The organism is [Actinomadura] parvosata subsp. kistnae (assembly GCF_900323885.1).
Taxonomy (GTDB): Bacteria; Actinomycetota; Actinomycetes; order Streptosporangiales; family Streptosporangiaceae; genus Nonomuraea; species Nonomuraea composti.
This window is the reverse complement of the sequence record NZ_OOHJ01000006.1, coordinates 679,257-701,732: the sequence shown is the minus strand read 5'-3', so window position 1 is coordinate 701,732 and position 22,476 is coordinate 679,257. Positions and strand designations below refer to the sequence as shown.

Genomic DNA, 22,476 nt, shown 5'->3' with positions numbered 1-22,476 from the left:
TGAGAGCAATGTGTGAGGCGGCGCCGCGGGATCAGGCGCCGCACCGGTAGAGGGTCTGGCCGCCGCCGAACGGCGATCTGTCCGAGGTGGCGGTCTGTTCGGTGCCGCCGTACTCCGAGGCGGGCACCACCTTGCAGGTCTTGGTGATCCAGGTCGTACGGGACTCGCCGCCGCCCTGCCCGCCCATCATCCGTTCCTGGCGGGGGCCGCTCAGGACGTAGCGCAGCTCGCCGGCCTTGACCCAGCGGTCGAGCTGCTCGGCGGTCGGGGCGGGGTCGGAGCCCGTGAAGCCGCCCATGCCGATCACGACCTCGTCGCTGCTCATGATGTACGAGGCCGTCGCCATGGCGGGGGAGTTGACAGCGAGCTTGATGCGGGCGTCACCGGAGTTGGCGACTGCGTAGTCGAGGATCTTGCGCTGCTCCGCACTCAGCTCGGCACCACCACCCATGGGCCCGCCGCCGAAGCCGCCACCCCCGAAACCGGGCATCCCGCCGCCGGAGCCGCGGCCGCCCTGCCGGTTGTCTCCGGGAGTATCGCCGGAGGCGTCCTGCCGGTCGGAGCCGGGCATGCCACCTGTACCGCCGCCCCGGCCCGCCGCGAACGGCATGCCGCCGAAGCTCCCGCGCGGCCCAGCGGTGGGGTTGGTGGTGCTGGTCTCGGGCGGTCCGAAGGCGTAGGCGACCGACCAGGTGGCAGGCGCCAGCAGCGAGGGGATGAGTACCGCCGCGGCCACCGCCGGGCCTGGGCGGCCACGGCGCATCACGACGAGCAGGAAGGCGATCGCGGCGACGGCGGCGGCCAGGACGGCGTAGCGCAACCAGCCGTTCCATGACGTGTCGCGCGAGATCAGCACCCAGGCCCAGGCCGCGGTGACGGCCACCGCTCCCGCCGCCATGAGCGCGCCCGCGCGGTGGCGGGCTATCCGGACGATCCCCGTGCCGATCAGGGCGGCCATGGCGGGAGCCAGCATCGTGGTGTAGTAGGAGTGGAAGATCCCGGAGGCGAAGCTGAAGACGACCGCGTTGACCAGCAGCCACCCACCCCACAACAGCCATCCGCCGCGCTCGGCCGGCCCGACGGCCGTGCCCCGGCGCCTGGCCAGAACGGCGAGCACGGCGACGCCCGCGATGATCAGGAGCGCGAGCGGCAGCAGCCAGCTCACCTGACCGCCCACCGCGTCGTTGAACATGCGGCCCGGCCCGGCGTCCCCGCCGAACATGCCGCCGCCACCGCCCCGGGGCATGGGGAAGTCGCCGTACGGGGCGGGTGACCCGGTGTACGAGGCGGGCGGTTCGCCGTTCGAGCCGGGGAACTGGAACCCGCCCGGCATTTCCGGCGGCCCACCTCCGCCAGGCCCGCCACCACCGAAGCCGGGGCCGCCCTCGCCGAAGATGCGCCCGAGGCCGTTGTAGCCCAGCACCAGGTCCAGCGCGGTGCCGTCCGTGCTGCCCCCGATGTACGGCTTCTCGCCGGGCCACAGATCCACCAGCGCCACCCACCACAGTGAGCTGACCAGCAGCACGGCGCCCGCGGCGGCGAGGTCGCCGATCCGTCGCCGCCACGGCGCGGAGGTCCCGAACAGGTACGCCAGCAGGAAGGCGGGCAGGCACACCCACGCGGCCAGCATCTTGGTGGTGAACCCGCACCCGATGAAGAAGGCGGCCAGCATCAGCCAGCCGGTGGCCCGGCGCGGCGCGAGGCCGGGCGACAGGGCACGGGTCAGCGCGTAGGCGGCGGCCACCAGGAACAGCACCAGCAGCGTGTCCGGGTTGTTGTCCCGGTTGATGGCGACGGTCACCGGCGTCACGGCGAGCACGAGGGCGGCGATCAGCCCGGCGCCCTCACCGGCCCACCGGCGCACGGTGCGGTGCAGCAGGAACACCGCCGCCACGCCCTCGACGGCCTGGGGCAGCAGTAGCGCCCACCCGTGGTATCCGAAGACCCAGGTCGAGATGACCTGTGGCCACAACGCCATGGGTGGCTTGTCCACCGTGAAGACGCCGGCCGGGTCGAAGGAGCCGAACAGGAATGTGGTCACGCTCGCCGACATGGACTTGACCGCGGCGCTGTAGTACGTGTTGCCCCAGCCCCAGGTCCAGAAGGACCACGCGTAGAGCAGGGCGGCCAGCAGGCAGATCGCGGTCAGCGCGTACCGCCGGAGGGCGACGGCGCGCAGGGAGATGGCGGTCATCAGTCGGTCAGCTCTCGGAGGTGGAGGCGCGGCGGAAGACCCAGCCGCGCAGCGGGAGGAATCGCCCGGCCGTGCCCAGCACGCAGGCGCAGATCAGCACCGTCAGCTCCAGCAGGCGCGCCGGATCGGGGGTGACGGCGTGCAGGACCAGCAGCGCGCCGGAGGTCACCGCGTAGTACAGGGCGAACACCACCAGCCCCAGCAGGTGCGTACGCGTGGTGGAGCCCCGGGCGGCGGTGAAGGTGAAGCGGCGGTTGGCCTCGGTGTTGAGCATGGTGGTGACGGTCAACGCCAGCAGGTTCGCCAGTAGCACGGGCAGCCACATGCGCAGCAGCGCGTATAGGCCCAGGTGCGCCACCGTGGACAGCACCCCGATCGCCCCGAACGACAGCACCTGCCACAACAAGCCGCCGTCACTGTGCGGGGCCAGCACGGCGTCCGGGTGCGCGGCGCGCGGCTCGGGGCGGCGCGGCAGGCCAGGGACGCGGGCCGCGCCCGACGCCTTGGCCCTGGCGACCCGGATCAGACCCTTGATGTCGTCGAGGGCGGTGGAGACGACCTGGACCCGGCTGTCGACGTCCTCCACCCAGTCCACGGGCACCTCCTGCACGCGCAGCCCGTTGTGCTCGGCGAGCAGCAGCAACTCGGTGTCGAAGAACCACCCGTCGTCCTCCACCTTCTCCAGCAGCGGGCGCACCACCTCCGTCCGGGCGGCCTTGAACCCGCACTGCGCGTCGGTGAACCCCACCCCGTGCGTCATCCTGATCAACGCGTTGTACGCCCGCGAGATGATCTCCCTGCGCGGCCCCCGCAACGTACGGGCGCCGCGCGCCAGCCGGGAGCCGATTGCCACGTCGGAGTGCCCGTTGACCAGCGACGCCGTCAGCGGCAGCAGGGCGTCCAGGCCGGTCGACAGATCGACGTCCATGTACACCACGACGTCGGCCTGGCTGCGCGCCCACGCCGTGCGCAGCGCCAGGCCCCGCCCTTTGCGCTCCAGCCGCAGCAGCCGGACCTCACCCCGATGGCGGTCGGCCAGCTCAGCGGCGACCACCGGGGTTCGATCGGTGCTGGCGTTGTCCACCACTGTGATCGTCCACTCGAACGGGAAACACCGCTTGAGATAGTCATGGAGAACATCGATGCAGCCGGGCAGCGCCCGCTCCTCGTTGTACACGGGGACCACGATCTCCACCGTCGCGGTCAACCCGGGAGGCAGGGAGGCGCCGCCTCGCGCGGCCACGGCGTTGTCCGTCATGCGCGTCACCGCTTGCCCGCTCGCGAATCTGTCATGGGACAAGTCATCGCATGCGACTGTGTGAGTAATGTGAGAGTTCGCAGCGACCCCTGCCCGAAGGGCGCTGTCTAATCACCGTCATCTCCAGCACTGCCGCGTCCCTGAGTATGGCAATGCGGACGGTTGCCTCTATTTGAGGATCTTGTGAACCTCCCTGCATGGCCTGGATGGCGAGGCCTTCTCCGCCGGGGCGGGCGACCGAGGCCCGGAAGCCGCCATTTCAAGGCAGGAAGATCATCAAAGACAACGTCTACTACCTCAGGTGTCATTTGCGCACCTGGAATTCATCTGCCAGACCAGTAGTGGCCAACTATTCGATACTCCGAATTCCCGCCTGTTCACACGAGAGCAGCTAGCCGTATTGACCACGAGCGTTGTTGACAGGGGCGGGGTGGTTCTGCCTTTGCTTCCGGCTGCGGCCCGGCTCTTGTGCGGTCAGCCAGCGGAGACAGCCTCAGCGGGGTCTGTCTCGTCCGCGACCGCGGAGGGGGTGTTCTTGGGGTCGCGGAAGGCGATGTAGACGAGTAGGGCGCTCATGATGGCGGCGCCTGCTGTACACGGCCTCGACAGAGGAGCAGCAGCAGTTCATCAGCCATCAAGCCCGCTGCGTTGTGGTGAGCATCGCCTTCTACCTGGCCGTGGTGGCCATCAGCGGCGAAGTCAGCGCGGAGAGTGTCCAGGAACTGGATGGCGGGTGCCGTCATCGCTAACCGCGCCCCTTGTCGACGTGTGGCAGGGCTGTCGTCGTTCGCGACTCCCCGCCGGTCAGGCCCCGATGGCCAGCAGCGAGCGCACGTCTCGCACCGTTGGCCGATCTCGATACCGCACCGAAAAGTATGCGACACCATCCGGCCCATCTGCATGACCGGAGCCGTCCGATGCATCGACGGGAATGGGTCCCGGACGCCAGCCGCTGCCCGCTACCCCTCATCGGCACCCTGGTCGGGGCATGACACGCGCAGACGCACACGTGGCTTCTGCACGCGACGGGCTGCCCTCAGGCACTCTCGCAACCCAAATCGGAAGGGAGACTCCGGCGTCCGTTCAACTCGGTTGAGCCACGCGCCCCTCGAAAGGTTCAGCTGGGGATCAGTGTCGTGACGCTCCCGTCCGCGGGGTTGCTCACCACGATGTTGCCTTTCTTGAGCGTGGCGACATCCGCCGTGTAGTTGACGAAGGGCAACAGGCTGAAACCGCGGATGTCCATGTTGAACCCGCTGGCGACGGTCGCTTTCGCACCGTTAGACGGATCGATGCGCGTGATGAAACCGGTGGCCGCTTCGGCCACGAGCAGACTTCCATCTTGCTGCACGGCCATGCCTTCGGGGGTGGACAGCCCGGTCGCCACGACTGTCGGCGTCCCACCGGACACCGGAACGCTCACCACGGTTCCGTTGTCGCTTTCCGACCCATAGCCACCCCGCGCGAGGCGTCGAAGGCGAGAGGCCCCCGACGGAGTCGAGGCTGGTCAGCAGCGGCGTCGAGGACCCCGAGCCGTCGATCGGCACCGAGAGCACCTGACCGAGCCCGTGGTCGCTCACCAGCAGCGTGCTGTTCGGGCCTTGACGCAGATGCCAGGAGCCACGAAACCGCTGGCCACGGTCGAACGGGTGCCCGTGTCGAGATTCAGCTTGGAGATCTTTCCGCCGGAGAGCCAGTCGGTCAGGTAGACGTCGCGGCCGATCTGCAGGGCTCCCGGGGTGAGCATCTGATTGTCGTCCAGAACGAACCGGGAGACGCGGTCGACCACGCCGGAAGAGCTGATCTTGACGACCGACGTCAGGTCACCGGCAACGAAACCGCCGTCGCCAGGGGTTCAGCGAGACCGGCGCCGACAACGGGCCGTCCGGGAGCACGGGTACGAGTTTCCCGGGTTTCGGGTCCGCCTGCCCGACGTTGCCGCGTGCGAAGTTCGACACGTAGACGGTGCCGCTGTTCGTGATCTCGAGGTTGTCCAGTTCTGGGCCGTGTGGTTTCGACGGTGCGGATCTCGCCCGATTTCCGGTACGGCTCGCGCCTTCAGTTTCGGCGTGGGCCGTACCGGCACCATCACGAGGTGATCGTGAAGGCGCACCCGAGTGACCAGCCGAAGGTCAGGGTGTCGCCGACCGCCTGGAGGCGGAACGGTCAGGTGCCCGGAGCGAGCCGCTGAGTCTCAGCTCCGCACCGCGTTCCTGAAGGGGGTGACCAGCGGCCATTCCACCTCGACGTCGAGTGCCTCATTGACGTAGTTGGTGAAGATGTTGCGGGCGACGTTGGCGATCACTTCCACGATCTCCTCCTCGCTCAGCCCCGCCTGCCGTACGGCGTCGAACTCTTCCTTGCCGACCGGGCCGCGGTTGCGGGTGACGGCCAGCGCCAGCCGCAGCGCCGCCTGAGCCTTGCTCAGGCGGCGCCCGGGGTGCGGAACGCCTCGTCGAGGTGGCTGGTGAGCAGCGCCACCGCCTCCTCGCCCGTGTGCTGACCGGCGAGCACGCTCAGCTGCAGTCCGGATACCAGGGCGAGTGCTATGGCGGCCTTGGTGCTGGGGTCTCCGTTCACCCTGGCCTGGCCGAACCGCTCGGCCACGAGGTCGCGCAGGGCGTTGGCGTAGGACAGGCCGGGCTCCTGGTCGGGATCGGTGAGGGTGAGCGTGAAGTGCGCGGCGTAGGCCAGGACGATGCGGCGGCTCTCCTCATCGGTGGGCAGGAGCGCGGTCAGCGCCGCGTACAGGAAGGTCCGGGGGGACGCGGGCTGTGCGGCCACCGCGCGTGTCATCCGCCGGCCGAGCTGCTGGCCCAGGTAGGCGAGCACCCAGGCGAGCAATTCCTGCTTGGTGTGGAAGTAGTACTGCACCAGCCGAAGCGAAACGCCCGCCTCGGCGGCGACTTCGCGCATGCTGGCCGCCTGGAGGCCGCGCGAGGCGGCGATACGCACGACGGCCTCGGCGATCTGATGGCGGCGTTCTTCGTGGTCCACTTTCGTCGGCACCCAGTCATGATACAGCCGTATCATGACTGTGATACGTTCGTATCATGAAGCCGTCGATGACTGTGCCGAATCTTGCACGGGCGCCGTTGGCCGATCCGTGCAGCAGCTGGGCCCCGCCGGGCTGCGGCTCATCTTTTGATCAGAGAACCTGAAGCGACCGGAGGTTGTCGTGAGTGCAGTATCCGTGACGTGTCCCCCCGCGAAGGTCGGGTTCGATCCTGGGCGGCTGGCCCGGATCGACAGGTACTTCGCCGCAGGAACGGATGACGGCCGGTGGCCCGGCTGGCTGCTCCTGATCAGCCGAAGGGGTGAGATCGCGCACCTGTCGGCCCACGGCAGTCGCGACATCGCGGCCGGACTGCCCGTCGAGCAGGACACCTTGTTCCGGATCTACTCCATGTCGAAGCCGGTCACGTCGGTGGCGGTGATGACTCTGTACGAGGAAGGGAGGCTGCTGCTCACCGACCCTGTGGCCAAATATCTTCCGGAATTTGCGGACATGCGTGTCTACGAGAGCGGGCCTGCGGCCGCACCCTCCACACGACCGGCGACGGAGCCGATCCGTGTGTGGCATCTGCTCACCCACACGGCGGGCCTGACATACGAGTTCTACCGCCAGAGCGTAGTGGACGAAATGTACCGTGCGGCGGGGTTCGACGGCCCCTACCCGACCGGACTGGACCTGGCCGGGTGCGTGGAACGGTGGGCCGCGTTGCCGCTGCTGTTCGAGCCGGGATCGCAGTGGAACTACTCGGTCGCCACCGACGTGCTCGGCAGGCTCATCGAGGTGATCTCCGGCCTGCCGCTCGACCGGTTCCTCGCCGAGCGGATCTTCGAGCCGCTCGGAATGCACGAGACCGGGTTCGAACCCACCGATCCCCAGCGCATGGCCACCTTGTACGGCCAGGCGCCGGAGGGGCGTCTGGTGCCGATCCCGCCCCCGCCGCTACAGCCCACGCTGTTGTCGGGCGGGCACGGGCTGATCTCCACCGCGGGCGACTACCACCGATTCACGCAGATGTTGCTGCGCGGCGGGGAACTCGAGGGAGCTCGTGTTCTCAGCCCGCGCACGGTCGCCTACATGACGCGCAACCACCTTCCCGGTGGCGTCGACCTGGAGGAGTTCGGCCAGCGGGTATTCTCCGAGATCTCCAACGGCGGCACGGGGTTCGGGCTCGGCTTCGCCGTCGTCCAGGATGCCGCCAAGCAGAAGGACCTGGGCACGGAGGGTGAGTACAGCTGGGGCGGAGCGGCGGGGACAGCGTTCTGGGTGGATCCCGCAGAGGAGCTCACTGTGATCTTCCTGTCTCAGTGCATCCCCTCCAGCGTCCAGCCCATCTTCGGTCAGCTCCGCCCGCTTGTGTACCAGGCACTGGTCGATTAGCGGTCCTGCGGGAGGGCGGCCGGGTTGAAGCTCAAGTCGCTAACCTCGGGCTTTCACGGTGAATTTCGCGCGGGTTGATCCTCTGTATGAGAAAAGTGCCTCCGAGCTGGGAGGATGGGGCTGGTCTAGAGTCCTGTCCACGCCAGATCGAGAAGCACTCTTCACGTGAAGACCATCGCTTCCCAGCGCACCATCACCGCCTCCGAGGACGGCACCGGACTGCTGTCTCATGCCGGGAGCCTGCTGCTGCTCAAGACCCTGCGCGTCACCGGCCTGGACCGCAAGTTATCGGCCCACCTGGAGCGCTGGCGGACAGCCCGTGCGATGCACGACCCCGGCAAGATCGCGACTGACAGTGATGATGTAGATGAGCGCTTCCCGGCAGGGGCTGACCCAGCGCCTGACTGACCTTGTGGTCCTCAACGGGATCTGTCGGCCCTGGCCGGGAAGCGCTCGTGTGCACTTACCGGACGCGGCACCTGTGACTTCATAGGAGCCTGGCCAGAGGCCCCATCACTGTCTTGTCCGCGCTGCCCGGCTGGTGCGTGCCGCCCTGCCCCTCGGTTGTGACTTGGATCGTTTGATGACGTGACTTTGGGGTCGCTATTTGTCGTGGTCAGTCCTGACGGCAGGAGCCACCGTGATCGGAGGGCCGTTGCGAGCCTGCGCCTCATGCCCCATGTCGACTCACTGGTTTTGTCAGGGCGCTCAAGCCTCGTGGTCATAGGTCTTCGACGTAGCCGGCAGCGATGTCGTCGGGTGGGTTGGTGTACAGGCGCAGGTAGCGGTCATTGGCGTGGCCGAGGCGGCGTTCGAGTTCGGCGCGGTTGTGGCCGGAGGCCTGGGAGAGTTGGAAGGCGAAGGTGTGGCGGGCGTCGTGTGGGCGCAGGGAGCCGAACTTGCGGTCGGGATCGAGCATCTGGGCGTCGTGCAGGCGGCCGATCTCGCTGACGATGGTGTTGATCGACCGCGGGGACATGCGCCCGTCGGGGTGGCGGGCGGCGATGGAGGCGGCTGAGAGGAACAGCGCGGCCGGGCCGGTGCTGGCGGCCGCGTCGCCGGGCCGTTCGTACTCCAGGTAGTCGGCCAGCGCCTGGCGGGCGTCGCGGCCGAGGAACACGGTGCGGCTGGTACGGCCCTTGCCGCGCACGCCGGTCAGGCGGGCCTTTTTGACCTGGCGCAGCCGATCGGGATCGGCGGGCTCGAGCTGCTGCAGGTCCAGGCCGACCAACTCGGCGCGGCGCAGGCCGGCGCCGAGCAGCAGGTAGATGATGGCGCGGTCGCGGACCGGGCGGGCGTGGGCGTGCACCCGCGCGCTGGTGCAGCGGTGGCGGCGGCCTTTTGAGCTCGTGGAAGGTCTCGATCCGGTCCACGACGTTCTTGATAGTGCGGACCTGGGCGGCAGCCAGGGCACGCACCTGCGGGGTGGGCAGTGGCAGCGCGGTGACCTTCTTGGTCGGGTCGCCGTGTCGGAGCAGCCCGGCGGGGGCGTGCGCGGTGATCCAGGTGAACAGTGCCGACAGGTGCGCGAGGTGGTTGTTGACGGTTGCGGCGGCCATCGGCTCCCCCTTGCCGTCGCGGCCGGGGTTGCCGGCGGCGGCCAGGTGGTCGCGCCAGACGGCGACTTCGCGCGGGGTGACGGCCGAGAGCCGGTCGTGGCCGAGCCCGCTCGTCATCCACGCGATGAATCGCGCGAGGTGGCGGGTGATCTTTCCGGCGACCTCCGCCGAGCGGACTCCGCGCACGGCCAGGTCGAGGTAGCGCTCGCTCCAGGTGGTGAGGCTGTCGTCGGCCGGATCGAGGCGCTCGGAGAGCCCGACCACCTTTCGTGAGGTGATTTCGGCGTGATCCGATCCGGGGGACGGGTCGGCCGACCTGGGCGTCTGGTGAGGCATGCAGATTACTTCACGGAAGGGCCGTTTCCTGAAGTGAATCGGTATCCTGCGATCTCGCGTCCTTCGTCACCGGGTTCTGCGGGAAGTCGACGGTGATGTCGAGGCCGCCGCCGGTGCGGGCGTCGACCGTGATCCGTCCCTGGTGAGCGAGGGTGACCGCGCGCACGATCGACAGTCCCAACCCCAGACCCTCGGTGCGGATGCGGGTGCCCTGCCCATGCAGGAACGGTTCGAGCAGCTTCTCCGCCTCGCCGGGCGAGATGTGTCGGCCGGTGTTGGAGATCCGCAGCACGGCGCGCCCATCCGCCGGGCCCGTCGCGACGGCCATGTGCCCGCCCGGTCGGTTGTAGCGGATGGCGTTGTCGACCAGGTTGCCGATCATGCGTTCGAGCAGGATGGGGTCGCCGGTGACCGATGTCGGCTGAAACTCGGATCGTACGGCGATGCCGGCGACAGCCGCCCGCGCTCCGGCGGCGTCGAGGGCGGCGGCCGCCACAGCGGCCAAGTCGACCGGCTCCCGCGCCGCGAGCCCGGCCTGGCTGCGCGCCAGCAGCAACAGCCCATTCAGGACGCGCTGCATGTGCTCGACGGCGCCGCGCACGTCACCGGCCATCGCGAGCAACTCGGCACGGCTGGGATGCCCGTCCAGAGTGACGTCGATCGCGGTGCGGGCGGTGATCAGCGGGGTGCGCAGCTCGTGAGCGGCGTTGGCGGTGAACAGCCACTGGCTGTCCAGGATGCGGTCCCGCTCGGCGACGCCGCGTTGGATGCGGTCGAGCATGTCGTTGACCGTGCCCGCCAATGCCGACAGTTCGTCGGCGGGGGTGTTGATCGGTGAGGTTCTCAGCCGACAGCTGCCGGGCGGTGGAGGAGATGACGCGGATCGGGCGCAGCACCCGGCCGGCCACCAGCCAGCCGAGTACGGCGGCCAGGGCGGTCACCACGATGAGCGCCAGAGCGGCCTGGGGCAGCAGCGCGGACAGGGTGTCGGCCTGCACCAGGTCGGCGAAAACTTGCAGGTCCTCGGCCGGTGTCGGCATCGGCGGGTCAGTGCCCGATGGGTCAGAGCCGCTCCGGTCCAGGCGGGTGAAGAAGGTGCCGCGGCGCATCAGCAGGTAGGTCAACCCGGTCAGCGCGGCGCCGGCGGTCAGCACCAGGGCGGTCTGCAGCAGAGTGAGCCGGGCCCGGGCGGTCAACCGGCCCATCCAGAGTCGGACCACCCCTCACCCTCCGATTCGGTAGCCGGCGCCGGTGACGGTCTCGATCAGCGGCGGGTCGCCGAGCTTGCGGCGCAGCGTGCCGACGGTGATCCGGACCGCGTTGGTGAACGGGTCCGCGTGCTCGTCCCACACCTTGTCCAGGAGGGTTTCCGCGCTGACCACGTCACCACTGGCGGCGAGCAGTTGCTCGAGCACGCCGAACTCCTTGGGCGTCAGGCGCAGCAGCCGCCCGTCCCGCTCGGCGCTGCGCCGGGCCAGGTCCAGGGTCACGCCGGCGGCGCGCAGCACCGGCGGGCGGGCCGGTGCGCTGCGCCATATCAGGGCGTGTACCCTGGCGACCAGCTCGGAGAACGCGAACGGCTTGCCCAGGTAGTCGTCCGCGCCCAGCATCAGTCCGCCTACTCGGTCCTCAACGGCGTCGGACGCGGTCAGCATCAGCACCCGCGACACCCCCCGCTGGACGAGCCGGCGGCACACCGCGTCGCCGTGCAGGCCGGGCAGGACGGAGAGGTAGCCGCCGCTGACGGAGACGAGCAGGGCCATGAGCGCCATGCCGACGCCGGCCAGTGCGATGCCCGCCACCGTAGTCATGCGAGCGCCGATTCCTGCGGCCAGCTTGGGGGCCAGGCCGGAGGACATCATCATCGCGAGGGCCATCGGCATCATCGCGACCGTGGGCAGCAGGCCCGACCAGCCGAGTACGGCCTGGAAGAAGGGAAAGAGGACCACGCCGATGCCCAGTGCTCGGCGGCCGATGCGGAGAAGGCTGCGCAGTGGCTGGCCGTCGAGGTGTGTGAGGAGCGGCAGGTCGATCGGGTGCGCGAGCAGTTGCTGGCGCACTTGAGGGAGGAGCGGATTGAGCCGCCGACGCGGGATCGGCTGCGGCAGGCCGAGCAGGCGCTGACCGCGAGGATCTGCGGTCGGATCCCCGCCGAGGCGGTGGCGCGGATGCTCGCCCTGATCGCGAAGACGGCCGACCCGGGCGAGGAGGAGGATCCGGCCGGGCAGGATGACGGCGCGTTTGTCGACGTCGGTGCGCAAACGGAGGTGGTTGGCCGCGACCGTTCCCTCGTGCCCACCCGCAAGAACGACCGAGGCGCGTCACAGTTCGCTGAGAAAGACGCGGGTTTCGCCGGCCTCGGGGCTGTCGAGGGCGGTGTACAGGTCGAGGGCCCGCAGCGCGTGGTCGCGGGCCAGGTCGATCTGGCCGAGATCGCGGTGGGCGCGCGCCAGGCCGTCATGGGCGCGGCCTGTTCGGGCCGATAGCCGACCTCGCGGGCGACGGCCAGCGCGGCGTCGTGGTCGGCCACGGCCTGGGCGGGATCGCCCATGGCCCGGGCTGCTTCCGCCAGGGCGTTGAGTGACTCGGCCTCGTCTCCGGGGAAGCCGTGCGTGCGGCGGCCGCCACCTCGACCGCCATCCCGATTTCGAGCCCGTGGCGCTGGTGATCACCGACGGCGAGCCCACCGCCCACCTCATGCGCAACGGCCGGTGGGCGTTCGAGTGGCCGCCGTCGCACGAGACGCTGGAGCTCACGCTGGCCGAGATCGACAAGATGACCCGGCGGCGGGCCACGATCAACATCTTCATGCTGGCCGCCGACGACCGGCTGAAGGAGTTCGTGGACGAGGTCGCCCGCAGGAACGGCGGCCGGGTCTTCTCCCCGAGCGCCGACCGCCTCGGGGAGTACGTCCTCAGCGACTTCCTGCGCCTGCGCCGCGCCCGATAATCCCTGCTCAGCCCACCCAGGCGGGCACGACCTGGCCCAGCCGGGCCGGATCGGTCATGGACCGGATCGTCGTGATGACGCCGTCCACGATCGTGAAGGCCACGACCGTGGTCGGCCGCCCGCCGATGGTGATGACGGCTCCCGGCGCCCCGTCCACCAGCGCCGGGTGCAGCCGCGCCCGCGCGTTCCTGAACAGCGTCGCCTGACCGGCGATCTCGCGCGCGCCCCGCACGGTGAACACCCCGCCGGGCGTCTGGCTGCGCAGTTCGGCGTCGGGCGCGAGGATGGTCAGCAGCCGGTCCACGTCGCCGTGGCCGACCGCCTCGAAGAACGCGTCCACGACCTCCCTGCCCGCGGTGTCGGCGGCGGGCACGCCCGCCCGCAACCGGCCCCTGGCGCGGCTGGCGAGCATCTTCGTGGCCGCGGTGCTGCGCCCCAGGATCGCCGCCACCCCGTCGAACGGCACCTCGAACACGTCGTGGAGCACGAACGCCACCCGCTCGGCCGGCGTCAGGACGTCCATGACGACGTACAGGGCGAGACCGACGGACTCGGCGAGCAGCGCCTCCTGCTCGGGATCGGCCCCAGCCTCCCAGACCGCGTCGCGCGGGAGCATCCCGACCTCCAGCTCCAGCGGCTGCTCGCGCCGTACGCCGTGCCTGCGCAGCACGTCCAGGCAGATCCGGACCGTCACCGTGGTCAGCCAGCCGCGCAGCTCGCCGATCCCCTCGGCGCCGTTGCGCACGAGCCGCAGCCACGCCTCCTGCACGGCGTCGTCCGCGTCCGCGTGCGAGCCGAGCAGCCGGTACGCCATCGCGTGCAGGTAGGAGCGCTGGTCCTCGAACGCGGCAGCCAGCTCTTCCTCGTCGGTCACGATCACGGTCCTTCCTCGATGCTCTCCGCCACTACGACGTGCCGCGGGCCCCAAAGGTAACGTCGCCGCCCGCGTTACCTTTCCGGGGCGCGGCACGTCGTAGTGGCGTCAACCGAACCGACGACCCTCACGGGGGAGCAGACATGACGCGTATCAAGGACCCTTCGAGCCAGCCCGACATCACGGGCGCCGTGCAGCAGCTCTACAAGGTGATGTACGGCGGCGGCGTGCCGCAGGAGACGATGGAGCTGGTGCACCTGCGCGCGAGCCAGATCAACGGCTGCAGCGCCTGCGTGGACGCCGGCGTCAAGGGTGCCACCAGGTCGGGGGTGAGCGCGGAGAAGCTGCTCAATCTCGCCGCCTGGTACGAGAACCCCATCTACGACGACGCCGAGCGGGCCGCGCTGGCGCTCACCGAGGCCGCGACCCGGCTGGCCGACCGGCCCGGCGCGGTGACGGACGAGATCTACGCCGAGGCGGCCAAGCACTACGACGAGCGGCAGCTCGGAGCCCTGGTGCTGATGATCGCGACGACGAACTTCTTCAACCGCATCAACACCACGTTCCAGGTGCCCGCCGGCCAGAACTGGCAGTGAGCACCCCGCGGCGGCCCGCCCCGGCGGGCCGCCGCTGTGCCCGAACGATCAGAAATCAAGAAGCCCGGCCCGCGGGCCCCCACTACCTTCATCGACATGGATTTCACCATCCACGAAACGTTCCTGCCCCACGACGACCCCGCCGCCTCGCTGGCCTTCTACCGCGACATCCTAGGGTTCGAGGTCCGCAAGGACGTCGAGTACAACGGGCTGCACTGGATCACCATCGGCCCCGTGAACCAGCCCGGCACCTCCATCGTCCTGCGCCCTCCCGCCGCGAGCCCCGACCTGACCGACGACGAGCGGCACACCATCGCCGAGATGATGTCCAAGGGCACCTACGCCGTGCTCAACCTCGGCACCACCGACCTCGACGAGGCGTTCGACCGGGTGCAGGCGCGGGGGGCCGAGGTGGTGCAGGAGCCGATCGCGCACCCGTACGGGCGCCGCGACTGCGCCTTCCGCGACCCCGCCGGCAACCTGATCCGCATCAACGAGCTGCACTGAGCGATCTGATGAAATTTCGTACTGTTGTGGAGCCTCCCGAGCCGATGCGCGGGCTGGAGGTTCCCGAGGCCGTCGTGGACGCACTCGGCGCGGGCAAGCGGCCCCGCGTGATCATCACGCTCAACGGCCACACTTGGAGGAGCAGGGTGGCCATCATGCGCGGACGCTACCTGCTCGGCCTCAGCAAGGCCAACCGCGAGGCCGCCGGCGTCGAGATCGGGGAGGAGGTCGAGGTCGGCCTGGAGATCGACCCCGAGCCCCCGGCCGTCGCCGAGCCTGAGAAGCTCGCTCGCGCCCTCGACGCCGACCCGGCCGCGCGGGCCGCCTACGACCGCCTCTCCCACAGCGCCAGGCGGCAGCACGTGCACGCGATCGAGTCGGCGAAGCGGCCGGAGACGCGCGCCCGCCGGATCGAGCAGTTCCTGGCGACGCTGCGTGACGGCTGAACTGTCGGTGGCGGGTGGTTGACTGCCCCGCATGAATGAGGACGTGCGCCTGCGGGACGTGACAGAGGCCGATCCTGAGGTGCTCCTGGATGAGGAGCACGATCCCGAGGCCGGGCGGATGTGCATTTTGGGAAGTCAGTGCGGGGTGCGGTCTGCCGACCTCTTAGGAGTTGTTTGGGGCTCGGATCTTGGCTAGGTCGACGCTGGGCTGGCTGTGGCTGGTAGAACTCCGATGTGGCGCGCTTTGATGTGACCGATGCCGAGTGGGCGTTGATCGAGCCGCATCTGCCGGTGGCGGCTACCGGGCCGCTGCCACGGCGGATGCGTGAGCAGTTCAATGGGATCTTGTGGCGGTTCCGGACGGGGTCGGGCTGGCGTGACGTGCCGGAACGCTATGGGCCTTGGTCCACGGTGTACTCCCGGTTCAACAACTGGGCCAATGCCGGGGTGTTCCAGGGGTTGATGGAGGCGTTGATTGCCGAGGCCGCAGCGCGCGGGCAGGTGGGACTGGAACTGGTCAGCGTGGATTCCACGATCGTGCGGGCGCATCAGGAGTCGGCCGGGCTGGCGGTGGCCGGGGAGACCTTGGATGCGCTGGAGCAGGCGCTGACCGAGGAAAAGGGGGCTCCGTTGGCGGAGCAGCCGCCGGTGCTGCGGGTGATGCGCCCCAGGCCACACCCGAGGCCGGCACGTCACCGCCGCACGAGCGCGCCACTGTCCGGCGACGCCGTAAGGCGCGGGCGATGGCGGCCGCGCTCGGCCGATCCCGGGGCGGGCTGAGCAGCAAGATTCATGCCGCGGTCGATGCCGCCGGGCTACCGCTGGTGTTCGTGCTCACGCCCGGCCAAGCTGCCGACTGCCCGCGGTTCACCGCCGTGCTGGACAAGATCCGGGTGGCCGGGCCGGTGGGCCGGCCACGGACCCGCCCGGCTGCGGTGGCCGCGGACAAGGCCTATTCCTCCAAGGCCAACCGCGCCTATCTGCGTCGCCGCCGGATCCGCGCGGCCATCCCGGAGAAGAGCGACCAGCAGGCCAACCGGAAGAAGAAGGGGTCGGCCGGTGGGCGGCCCATCACCTTCGATCCGCAGCGTTACCGGCAACGCAACACCGTCGAACGCTGCTTTCAAAAGATCAAGACCTGGCGTGGCCTGGCCACCCGCTACGACAAAGCCCCGGAAAGCTACGAGGCGGGGCTCTACCTCCGGGGCTCGACCTTGTGGTTAAGACTCCTTACCTCGACCACATGATCCGAACTCCAAACAGCTCCTAGTGCTGTGACCGGAAATGATCACCGGGTTGGGTGAGGGGGGTCAGGCTGCCGGTGCGAGGGGCCGGCCGCCCCAGCGGATGCCCTTCTCGCTGCGGATCCGGGCGCGTTCGCGGCGTTGAGCGGCCAGAACGTCGGGATGGCGGGCGTTGGCGTTGCGCCAGCGCAGATAGGCGTGCAGGGCCCGGGTTTGGACGGTGTGGTTCGGGTGGTCGGAGTTGGCCAGGGTGAACTGGCGCAGCGGCCCGAAGTGGGCCTCGATCGGGTTGGCCCAGGAGGCGTAGGTCGGCGTGAACAGCAGCCTGACCTTGTGTTTCTTGGCCCAGGTGCGGATGCGCCAGTTCTTGTGCGCTGACAGGTTGTCCAGGATCACGTAGATCGGTGCGCCGTCCGGCCGGGCGGCCCGGATCGATTTCAGGGCGGCCCAGGTGTAGTCGATGCCCTTGCGCGCCCGGTTGACGCCCCACAGCAGGTCGTCGCCGACGGAGTAGCAGCCGTGGAAGTACCGCACGCCCTGGGTGCGGCGGTAGGTGGCCGGCAACCGGTCCGGCTCACCGGCGGGTGCCCAGCCCGTCCCGGCGGTGGGACGGATGCCGAGCGGGCCGAACTCGTCGAAGGCGAAGGTGCGCTCGGGGCGGTGGGTGAGGGCGTACTCGATCTCCTCCAGCTTGGCGTCGAAGTCCGTATCGGGCGAGTCCTTCCAGGTCTTGGTGCGCTGGAAGGTGATCCCGCGCCGATGCAGCAGGGTGCGTAACGCCTCCCGGCCCAGGGTGATGGCCCGGCCGGGCAGGCGGCGCAGATAGTGCAAAAGCTTGCGGATGGACCAGCGGGTGAACGGCTGGCCGAGCTTGGTCGGGCGGGTGGTGGCCGTCGCCGCGATGAACTCTTCGTCGTCAGGACTCATCAGGCGGGGACGGCCTCCCGCCCACTGAGGGTCCAGGCAGGCCAGCCCGATCTCGTTGAACCGGTGGATGACGTCCCGCACGGTGTCCTCGTCGGCCTGCACCAGGCGCGCGATCACCGGGACGGTGTTGCCGCCCGCCGAGGCCAGCAGGATCATCGCCCGCCGGTAACGCACCGTGCTCATCGTGCCGCGCCGTACGATGCGCTGCAGCTTCTGCCCCTCTTGGTCCGAGAGCCTGCGGACCTTGACCGGTTGCGTCACCGGGCCTCCCGACTGCTGAACGAACGTGATCAGCTGATCCAACCGGCAACACCGTCCTACGCGCCAACCCGGTGATCGTTTCTGGTCACAGCACTAGAGGACATCGTCGATGTGGGCAAGGAGCGCTTCGGCGGCCGCCCACTCCCGGCAGTGCCGTGCCTGGCGCTCGCCGTTCTGGCGGTGGGCGAACTCGCGCAGCGCCTCGGTGAGCACCCAGTAGGTGTGCTCGCCATCCATCAGGTCGATGGTCACCGTGTGCGGCTTGACCGGAGCGTCGGAGGCAGCCGGGCGCCGGCCGGTCGCCCATCGCTCGCCCTCGGACGGCTCTCGTTCCAGCAGCGCCTGGACGTGGCTTTGCGCAGCCGAGCGGGCCACGTCCATCGCGGCCGCCAGGTCGCCGTGGCTGCCGCCGAGCTTGGAGTGCCAGCGCGCTCCAGGGTGCGCAACAAGATCAGGCCCCACACGGCGGCGTGCGTGAACTCGCGCAGATGGGCGCGGCCGAACGCGCCCTCGCCGAGGGCCTCCAACTCCGCCTGGTCGACCGTGACGACGAAGTCGGTGAGCGTGGGACCGGCGCCGATCGGCTCGCGGTATTCGACGGTGGACGTGCGCGTGAGCGCCTCCAGGATCGTATGGACCTTCATACGAAACCGTACGGTACTTCGTACACCACGGCTAAGGTTTCTCCCCTCTATGCCTAGAGGGCGACGGCAAGACGGTGAGAGCAGCGCATCGCTCTCGGTGCGTTGGTGCTTAGATCTCCAAGATTCAGACTCGGATCACTGAGCTGAGCGATAGACGATGACTTGATCTCAAGTTCACTTGAGGTTCTACCGTCGAAGCCATGAACGTACAGAAGATCACCACCGCAGACGGCTCCTGGACCGCCGTCGGCGACCGCCGGATTTACGTCAACGACCTCATCGACGCGGCCTCCTGGCCCGACGCGAAAATGACCGTGGGGTTCGCCCGCCTCGACAAGGGAGAGTCGATGGACATCTCCTTCCCCTACGATGAGGTGCTCATTGTGACCAAGGGCTCCTACACCGTGCGCACCGTCGGCGGTGAGACCTTGACCGCCGGCCCCGGAGAGGCGATCTACCTCCCCGGCGGCACGTCGAACGCCTCGTGGGCCGAGGAGGACACCGAGATGGTGTATGTGGCCAACCCGCCTGAGGTGTATGCCGAGCACGTGGCGGCGTCGGCAGGCGCCTGAGGGACATCCCAGGATCTCGGGAAGCTCGCAGCTTGACGCCTAAGCTCCTGGGATGTCTCAGTAGTGTCGACTCTACGGTTCGTCCCGCGGGCCATGGCTGGCGTGCAGGGCCGTGAGGATGGCCTGCTGCACGCTGTGGTGGACGGTCAGCACGGGCCTGGCGCCGGTGGCGTTCAGCACGCGGGCGGGCGCGTGCTGAAGGGCGGCCAGGTGCAGGTCGCCGCCGTGGCTGCGTCCTGAACGTCCTGGGCCGGCACGCCGGCGGCCCGCAGCAGGGTCGCGTCGGCGCCGGGCACCTCGCCGCCGTCGCGGCGGCGGCGGCGCGGCCGCAGCCCGGCGATGTCGCCGACCGAGTCCACCAGCGGCGCGGGCGGCGGCAGCGGCGGCTCGGCCTGCTGCCCGAACGCGCCGACCGCTCCCCCGCCACCATGCCTGCCACCGTGCCCGCCCGACGCCGCGAGCGTCGCGGTGCTCGGGCCCTGAGCGCTCGTTCCGGGGTGCCACACCACAGCAGGAACGAGCACACCGTCGTTTTCGTCGACCGTCACGACCGCGTCCTCCGTTCGGCGGCCCGGCATGTGGGCAGGTGCTCCTGCCGGGATGCCACACCGCGGTGGCGATGGGCATGTCCAGATGCCCGCCCGGCTGGACGGCCTGTCCTGCCGCCGCGGTCCCGGCGCGCGGCGATGGACCGCTGCCGGGCCTCGTCATGTGGCGGCATGGCCACCTCCTTCCACACGCGCTCAGCCCTCCGCGATACGGGGCAGGGACTTCGACCGGACTTCGAGGACCTGATCGTCGGGACAGGTGAAGCGGGCGGTGACGCTGCCGTGCTCCGACGGGCGGGCGGTCTCGAGTTCCGCACGGTTGGCCAGACGAACGCGTGGTCCGTAGACCCTCACCTCGACCGGCGGGAACTTCTGCTCGGCGCAGGTCTGCTCCCACCTGGCGTCGATGACCAGCCTGCAGTCGCTGTTGTCGTCGGTCACCTCCAGGAGATGGCCGCGCCCCTGCTCGTTGACCTCCGCGGAGAGCGTTCCGCCAGGCATCACGGCCTTACCGTGGGTGTGCAGGTCGCGCAGCGCGGCCAGCATCGCCACCTCGCCGGGTGCCACCTCGGCGGGGGTGGGGAAGTGGGTACCGGTCAGCTTCCGCAGATCGTCCAGGAGGATGACGAGCCGGGCGGAGTCCAGGACCGCCGCCGACAGCGGCTCACGCGCGTGACCACGGGCCACAGGTTTGTCGGCCAGATGCACCTCGATCACCTCGTGCGCCTCGGCGGCGAGGAGCAGGTCGGCCACCGGCCTGATCGCCGATGGCCAGTGCCCGGCCAGGCCGGACACGTGCACATCCATGCCCGCCCAGCACGAACGCGCCCGCGCCGCGGCCGCCGACGCCGAGGCCGCGCGCGAGCGCGCCGAACGCGAGAGCCTGCAGGCCCAGGCCCGCGCCAAGACGGCCCACTGGTAAGAATCGCGTCATACGGCCCAAACGAGCGGCACACGAGCGGCATCGCCGGAGGTCACAGCCCCTCGAAGCTGCGAGAGTATCCGCCCCCTTACGCGCCTACATCTTGGCTCCGTGCCTGATCCAAGAAGCAGTCCCTAGGGCTGGACGTTGTTGGACAGGTTGATGCGGATCTCCGTGTTGCGGTATCCGGCGCGCCGGAATGCGGCCGCCATCGGCGCGTTGCCCATGTCGGTGGTGGCGGTGATGCGTGGCTCTCCGTTGGCCGCGTGGATGCGGGTGATCTCAGCAAGTATCTCATCCACGTAGCCGCGCCCCCGGAACTCCGGGACCACCCCGAGATACCCGACGTTCACGTTGTACGGCGTCGCTGAGGGGATCGCCATGCCCGCCACCTGGCCCTCGGGCGTATAGGCGATCCGCCACCATTCCCGCTTGCCCGGCGCCCTGAGATAGAAGTCCATCTCTTCGCGCGCGGTCGCGTCCACGCCCTTGACCGCCAGGTTCGTTCGGGTCTGGGCGTCCAGGCTGCCCTCGGCGATTCTCTTGAATACCGTCAGGAACTCCTCGTCGGACGCCTCGGCGAACCGCAGCACGCCGGTTGACGGGGGCACTCCGTCGGCGGGTGCCCATTCGAACTGCAGCCGCTCCACTTCCCGGGTGAGTCCGGCCGCGTGCGCCGCTGCCCGCCGCCATTCCACGGCCGTCGAGGTGGCCGGATCGTCGCGCCAGCCGCCGGCCACCTTGATCGCGTACTGCACCGGCTGCGGGAATCCGGCCAGCGCGGCCCTGATCAGCTCGGCGGCGATGGCGGCGCGGTCACCCGCTGCGGGATCCACATCGAGGCAGTCGAGCGCGACCGGGTGCGCGCTGTCCCGCGGCCCCCACCACAGCGCCCGTCCCACGACTCGGCCGTCGATCTCGGCGATCCACGTCCATTCCGGCCGGTACATGTTCTCGGCCAGTTCTGCGAGGTAACGCTCGGCGGGGATCCAGCCGACGGGCTCGGTCACGGTCCACGCCGTCACGCGGTCGAGGTCTGTGGGGACGGTAGGGCGGTGGGAAATCATCTGAAGAGACTACCGATCTTTTGTCATCACATGAGTCGAGTGTCCGAATCAGCCCCGGGCCCGAGCACCATCGCGGTGAACAGACCGGTCTCGGGCCCGACAACCAGGTGGGCCTTGAAGCCGTCTTGGCGGTGGAGCGGATGTGTGCACATGCCAGGTACTCGGGGTCAACGGTGGAAAGCGCCCGGTCAGTACAGCGTCCCAGCCCTGGACAGGGCGATCATGCCGCCGTATGCGCGAGGATCGCCGTCGCCAGTTCCTCGTGCACCTCCATCGGCAGCGTGTGCCCCATCCCCTCCACCATCATCAACCGCGCCCCTGGGATCCGCTCCGCGATGAGCGCGCTGTGACCGGGTTTGGCAGGCTCGCAGGTGCCCTCGATGGCCAGGGTCGGCGCCTTGATCTGGTCCAGGACGCCCACCGGCTCGAAGTCCGGGTTCGCCGCCGCGGCCCGGCGGTGATTGGCCACAGCGGACAGGTCACGGGCCCGGTCGTAGATGCGTTCTTGCAGCAGGCGGGCGGCGTCCTCGTCGAAGGGCAACCCCGTGCCGTGCAGGACGCGCTGCTCGGCGATCATGAGGTCGATCTGCTCGCGCCGGTCGGCGGGCGGCGGGTTCGTGATCAGCGCCCGGAAGAACTCGACGAACTCGGGCGCCGGCGGCGGCAGGCTACCTTCGGGCTGCGGCTCGCCCATCAACGCCCGCATGATCACCGCGCCTTCACCGCCGCCGAGCGGCGAAGAGCCGATGACGGTGAGTGTGCGCACCCGCTCCGGCCGCTCCACCGCGATCAGCTGGCCGAGCAGCCCGCCTGCCGAGTGGCAGACCAGATGCGCGCTGTTCAGGCCATGCGCGTCCATCACCCGGAGTACGTCGTTGGTGATGTCGTCCCACGTATAAGGCTCCTTGTCGAAGTCGATGGTGTCCGAGCGGCCGGTGTCGCGGTGGTCGTATCGGATGACACGCCGGCCACCGGCCGTCAGCCTGCCGACGAACTCGTCCGGCCACAGGACGCCCTGCGACATCGAACCCATGATCAGCAGGATCGGCGCGTCCGTCGCCGCGCCGAACTCTTCGCTCCAGATGTTGTTCTCAGGCATGCTCAAAGCATGGCCTGTCCTGCTACGGGTGCCTTCCGTAGAACTACTGGGGACGCCGGTTCAGTACGGGTGCCGACGCC

The 22,476-nt window shown here is 69.5% G+C and carries 25 protein-coding genes and 1 pseudogene; 10 read left to right on the top strand and 16 right to left on the bottom strand.

The genetic code is table 11. The annotated features are described in order from the left end of the window. Positions 1-31: 31 nt before the first annotated feature. The 5 genes from KIS93_RS67330 to KIS93_RS07065 form a co-directional block, all read right to left on the bottom strand. Positions 32-2,194, bottom strand: coding sequence for an ArnT family glycosyltransferase (locus KIS93_RS67330; RefSeq protein ID WP_080038687.1), 2,163 nt, complete (start codon positions 2,192-2,194; stop codon positions 32-34). Between the two features lie 7 nt (positions 2,195-2,201). Then, positions 2,202-3,452 (bottom strand): bifunctional glycosyltransferase family 2/GtrA family protein, encoded by a 1,251-nt coding sequence (locus KIS93_RS07080; protein WP_080038686.1) that lies wholly within the window; start codon positions 3,450-3,452, stop codon positions 2,202-2,204. A gap of 1,117 nt (positions 3,453-4,569) precedes the next feature. After that, positions 4,570-4,875, bottom strand: coding sequence for a hypothetical protein (locus tag KIS93_RS07075; protein ID WP_155127200.1), 306 nt, complete (start codon positions 4,873-4,875; stop codon positions 4,570-4,572). Positions 4,876-5,028: 153 nt separating this feature from the next. Further along, a complete protein-coding gene (locus tag KIS93_RS07070; RefSeq protein WP_080038684.1) occupies positions 5,029-5,241 on the bottom strand; it encodes a hypothetical protein in 213 nt (70 codons plus the stop codon). A 635-nt stretch (positions 5,242-5,876) separates the two neighbouring features. Then, on the bottom strand, positions 5,877-6,461 hold the full coding sequence (locus KIS93_RS07065) for a TetR/AcrR family transcriptional regulator (RefSeq protein WP_222107299.1): 585 nt from the start codon (positions 6,459-6,461) through the stop codon (positions 5,877-5,879). A 169-nt stretch (positions 6,462-6,630) separates the two neighbouring features. Between KIS93_RS07065 and KIS93_RS07060 the strand changes: the two genes are divergently transcribed. Then, positions 6,631-7,845 carry a serine hydrolase domain-containing protein gene (locus KIS93_RS07060; protein ID WP_080038682.1) on the top strand — a complete coding sequence of 405 codons (1,215 nt, stop codon included), beginning with the start codon at positions 6,631-6,633 and terminating at the stop codon, positions 7,843-7,845. Between the two features lie 165 nt (positions 7,846-8,010). After that, the gene (locus KIS93_RS07055; protein ID WP_080038681.1) at positions 8,011-8,253 is read left to right on the top strand and encodes a transposase; all 243 of its coding nucleotides are present in this window, start codon (positions 8,011-8,013) and stop codon (positions 8,251-8,253) included. 313 nt (positions 8,254-8,566) lie between these two features. Here KIS93_RS07055 and KIS93_RS07050 read toward each other — a convergent pair whose 3' ends face one another. Continuing rightward, positions 8,567-9,154, bottom strand: coding sequence for a tyrosine-type recombinase/integrase (locus tag KIS93_RS07050; protein WP_186403947.1), 588 nt, complete (start codon positions 9,152-9,154; stop codon positions 8,567-8,569). Between the two features lie 40 nt (positions 9,155-9,194). On the opposite strand from KIS93_RS07050, the gene KIS93_RS07045 reads away from it, so the two are divergent. Next, on the top strand, positions 9,195-9,677 hold the full coding sequence (locus KIS93_RS07045; protein ID WP_186403946.1) for a hypothetical protein: 483 nt from the start codon (positions 9,195-9,197) through the stop codon (positions 9,675-9,677). Between the two features lie 73 nt (positions 9,678-9,750). On the opposite strand, the gene KIS93_RS63125 is transcribed toward KIS93_RS07045, so the two are convergent. Both KIS93_RS63125 and KIS93_RS07035 read right to left on the bottom strand, forming a co-directional pair. Next, positions 9,751-10,521 (bottom strand): sensor histidine kinase, encoded by a 771-nt coding sequence (locus tag KIS93_RS63125; protein ID WP_222107298.1) that lies wholly within the window; start codon positions 10,519-10,521, stop codon positions 9,751-9,753. 442 nt (positions 10,522-10,963) lie between these two features. Further along, positions 10,964-11,605, bottom strand: coding sequence for a response regulator transcription factor (locus KIS93_RS07035; RefSeq protein WP_186404005.1), 642 nt, complete (start codon positions 11,603-11,605; stop codon positions 10,964-10,966). Positions 11,606-11,776: 171 nt separating this feature from the next. Between KIS93_RS07035 and KIS93_RS07030 the strand changes: the two genes are divergently transcribed. After that, positions 11,777-12,226 (top strand): hypothetical protein, encoded by a 450-nt coding sequence (locus tag KIS93_RS07030; protein WP_186403945.1) that lies wholly within the window; start codon positions 11,777-11,779, stop codon positions 12,224-12,226. A 169-nt stretch (positions 12,227-12,395) separates the two neighbouring features. Beyond that, the gene (locus tag KIS93_RS07025) at positions 12,396-12,689 is read left to right on the top strand and encodes a vWA domain-containing protein (protein ID WP_080038677.1); all 294 of its coding nucleotides are present in this window, start codon (positions 12,396-12,398) and stop codon (positions 12,687-12,689) included. Between the two features lie 7 nt (positions 12,690-12,696). On the opposite strand, the gene KIS93_RS07020 is transcribed toward KIS93_RS07025, so the two are convergent. Further along, positions 12,697-13,563 carry a sigma-70 family RNA polymerase sigma factor gene (locus KIS93_RS07020; protein WP_080046729.1) on the bottom strand — a complete coding sequence of 289 codons (867 nt, stop codon included), beginning with the start codon at positions 13,561-13,563 and terminating at the stop codon, positions 12,697-12,699. A 143-nt stretch (positions 13,564-13,706) separates the two neighbouring features. Here KIS93_RS07020 and KIS93_RS07015 point away from each other — a divergent pair, with 143 nt between their 5' ends. From KIS93_RS07015 to KIS93_RS07000, 4 genes and pseudogenes are all read left to right on the top strand, one after another. Beyond that, on the top strand, positions 13,707-14,159 hold the full coding sequence (locus tag KIS93_RS07015) for a carboxymuconolactone decarboxylase family protein (RefSeq protein ID WP_080038676.1): 453 nt from the start codon (positions 13,707-13,709) through the stop codon (positions 14,157-14,159). A 96-nt stretch (positions 14,160-14,255) separates the two neighbouring features. Next, positions 14,256-14,666 carry a VOC family protein gene (locus tag KIS93_RS07010; protein ID WP_080038675.1) on the top strand — a complete coding sequence of 137 codons (411 nt, stop codon included), beginning with the start codon at positions 14,256-14,258 and terminating at the stop codon, positions 14,664-14,666. 8 nt (positions 14,667-14,674) lie between these two features. Continuing rightward, on the top strand, positions 14,675-15,112 hold the full coding sequence (locus KIS93_RS07005) for a YdeI/OmpD-associated family protein (protein WP_080038674.1): 438 nt from the start codon (positions 14,675-14,677) through the stop codon (positions 15,110-15,112). A 234-nt stretch (positions 15,113-15,346) separates the two neighbouring features. Next, positions 15,347-16,359, top strand: a pseudogene (locus tag KIS93_RS07000) (IS5 family transposase). Positions 16,360-16,422: 63 nt separating this feature from the next. Here KIS93_RS07000 and KIS93_RS06995 read toward each other — a convergent pair. From KIS93_RS06995 to KIS93_RS06985, 3 genes are all read right to left on the bottom strand, one after another. After that, entirely contained in the window at positions 16,423-17,544 is a 1,122-nt protein-coding gene (locus KIS93_RS06995) for an IS630 family transposase (protein WP_080046718.1), read from the bottom strand. A gap of 93 nt (positions 17,545-17,637) precedes the next feature. After that, positions 17,638-17,796: a hypothetical protein gene (locus tag KIS93_RS06990; protein ID WP_186403944.1), complete on the bottom strand. Its 159-nt coding sequence runs from the start codon at positions 17,794-17,796 to the stop codon at positions 17,638-17,640. After that, entirely contained in the window at positions 17,793-18,188 is a 396-nt protein-coding gene (locus KIS93_RS06985) for a hypothetical protein (protein ID WP_080038673.1), read from the bottom strand. Before KIS93_RS06985 ends, KIS93_RS06990 begins: the two co-directional genes overlap by 4 nt. Positions 18,189-18,388: 200 nt before the next feature. On the opposite strand from KIS93_RS06985, the gene KIS93_RS06980 reads away from it, so the two are divergent. Then, positions 18,389-18,760: a cupin domain-containing protein gene (locus tag KIS93_RS06980; protein WP_080038672.1), complete on the top strand. Its 372-nt coding sequence runs from the start codon at positions 18,389-18,391 to the stop codon at positions 18,758-18,760. A gap of 173 nt (positions 18,761-18,933) precedes the next feature. Here the strand turns inward: KIS93_RS06980 and KIS93_RS06975 are convergent, their stop codons facing one another. The 4 genes from KIS93_RS06975 to KIS93_RS06960 all read right to left on the bottom strand — a co-directional run bounded on the left by KIS93_RS06975 (position 18,934) and on the right by KIS93_RS06960 (position 22,396). Beyond that, complete coding sequence (locus tag KIS93_RS06975) at positions 18,934-19,308, bottom strand: hypothetical protein (protein WP_155127188.1); 375 nt, start codon at positions 19,306-19,308, stop codon at positions 18,934-18,936. A 195-nt stretch (positions 19,309-19,503) separates the two neighbouring features. Next, complete coding sequence (locus tag KIS93_RS06970; RefSeq protein ID WP_155127183.1) at positions 19,504-20,115, bottom strand: hypothetical protein; 612 nt, start codon at positions 20,113-20,115, stop codon at positions 19,504-19,506. A 249-nt stretch (positions 20,116-20,364) separates the two neighbouring features. After that, the gene (locus tag KIS93_RS06965) at positions 20,365-21,297 is read right to left on the bottom strand and encodes a GNAT family N-acetyltransferase (RefSeq protein WP_080038669.1); all 933 of its coding nucleotides are present in this window, start codon (positions 21,295-21,297) and stop codon (positions 20,365-20,367) included. A 220-nt stretch (positions 21,298-21,517) separates the two neighbouring features. Further along, the gene (locus KIS93_RS06960) at positions 21,518-22,396 is read right to left on the bottom strand and encodes an alpha/beta fold hydrolase (protein WP_080038668.1); all 879 of its coding nucleotides are present in this window, start codon (positions 22,394-22,396) and stop codon (positions 21,518-21,520) included. Between the last annotated feature and the right edge of the window lie 80 nt (positions 22,397-22,476).

Excerpts from the sequence above, each read along its gene's own strand:
- KIS93_RS06960 (WP_080038668.1), bottom strand. The coding sequence starts at position 22,396 with ATGCCTGAGAACAACATCTGGAGCGAAGAGTTCGGCGCGGCGACGGAC.
- KIS93_RS07015 (WP_080038676.1), top strand. The coding sequence starts at position 13,707 with ATGACGCGTATCAAGGACCCTTCGAGCCAGCCCGACATCACGGGCGCC.
- KIS93_RS07035 (WP_186404005.1), bottom strand. The coding sequence starts at position 11,605 with ATGATGATGTCCTCCGGCCTGGCCCCCAAGCTGGCCGCAGGAATCGGC.
- KIS93_RS06980 (WP_080038672.1), top strand. The coding sequence starts at position 18,389 with ATGAACGTACAGAAGATCACCACCGCAGACGGCTCCTGGACCGCCGTC.
- KIS93_RS67330 (WP_080038687.1), bottom strand. The coding sequence starts at position 2,194 with ATGACCGCCATCTCCCTGCGCGCCGTCGCCCTCCGGCGGTACGCGCTG.
- KIS93_RS06985 (WP_080038673.1), bottom strand. The coding sequence starts at position 18,188 with ATGAAGGTCCATACGATCCTGGAGGCGCTCACGCGCACGTCCACCGTC.
- KIS93_RS06970 (WP_155127183.1), bottom strand. The coding sequence starts at position 20,115 with ATGGATGTGCACGTGTCCGGCCTGGCCGGGCACTGGCCATCGGCGATC.
- KIS93_RS07080 (WP_080038686.1), bottom strand. The coding sequence starts at position 3,452 with ATGACGGACAACGCCGTGGCCGCGCGAGGCGGCGCCTCCCTGCCTCCC.
- KIS93_RS07005 (WP_080038674.1), top strand. The coding sequence starts at position 14,675 with ATGAAATTTCGTACTGTTGTGGAGCCTCCCGAGCCGATGCGCGGGCTG.
- KIS93_RS07010 (WP_080038675.1), top strand. The coding sequence starts at position 14,256 with ATGGATTTCACCATCCACGAAACGTTCCTGCCCCACGACGACCCCGCC.
- KIS93_RS06965 (WP_080038669.1), bottom strand. The coding sequence starts at position 21,297 with ATGATTTCCCACCGCCCTACCGTCCCCACAGACCTCGACCGCGTGACG.
- KIS93_RS63125 (WP_222107298.1), bottom strand. The coding sequence starts at position 10,521 with ATGCTCGACCGCATCCAACGCGGCGTCGCCGAGCGGGACCGCATCCTG.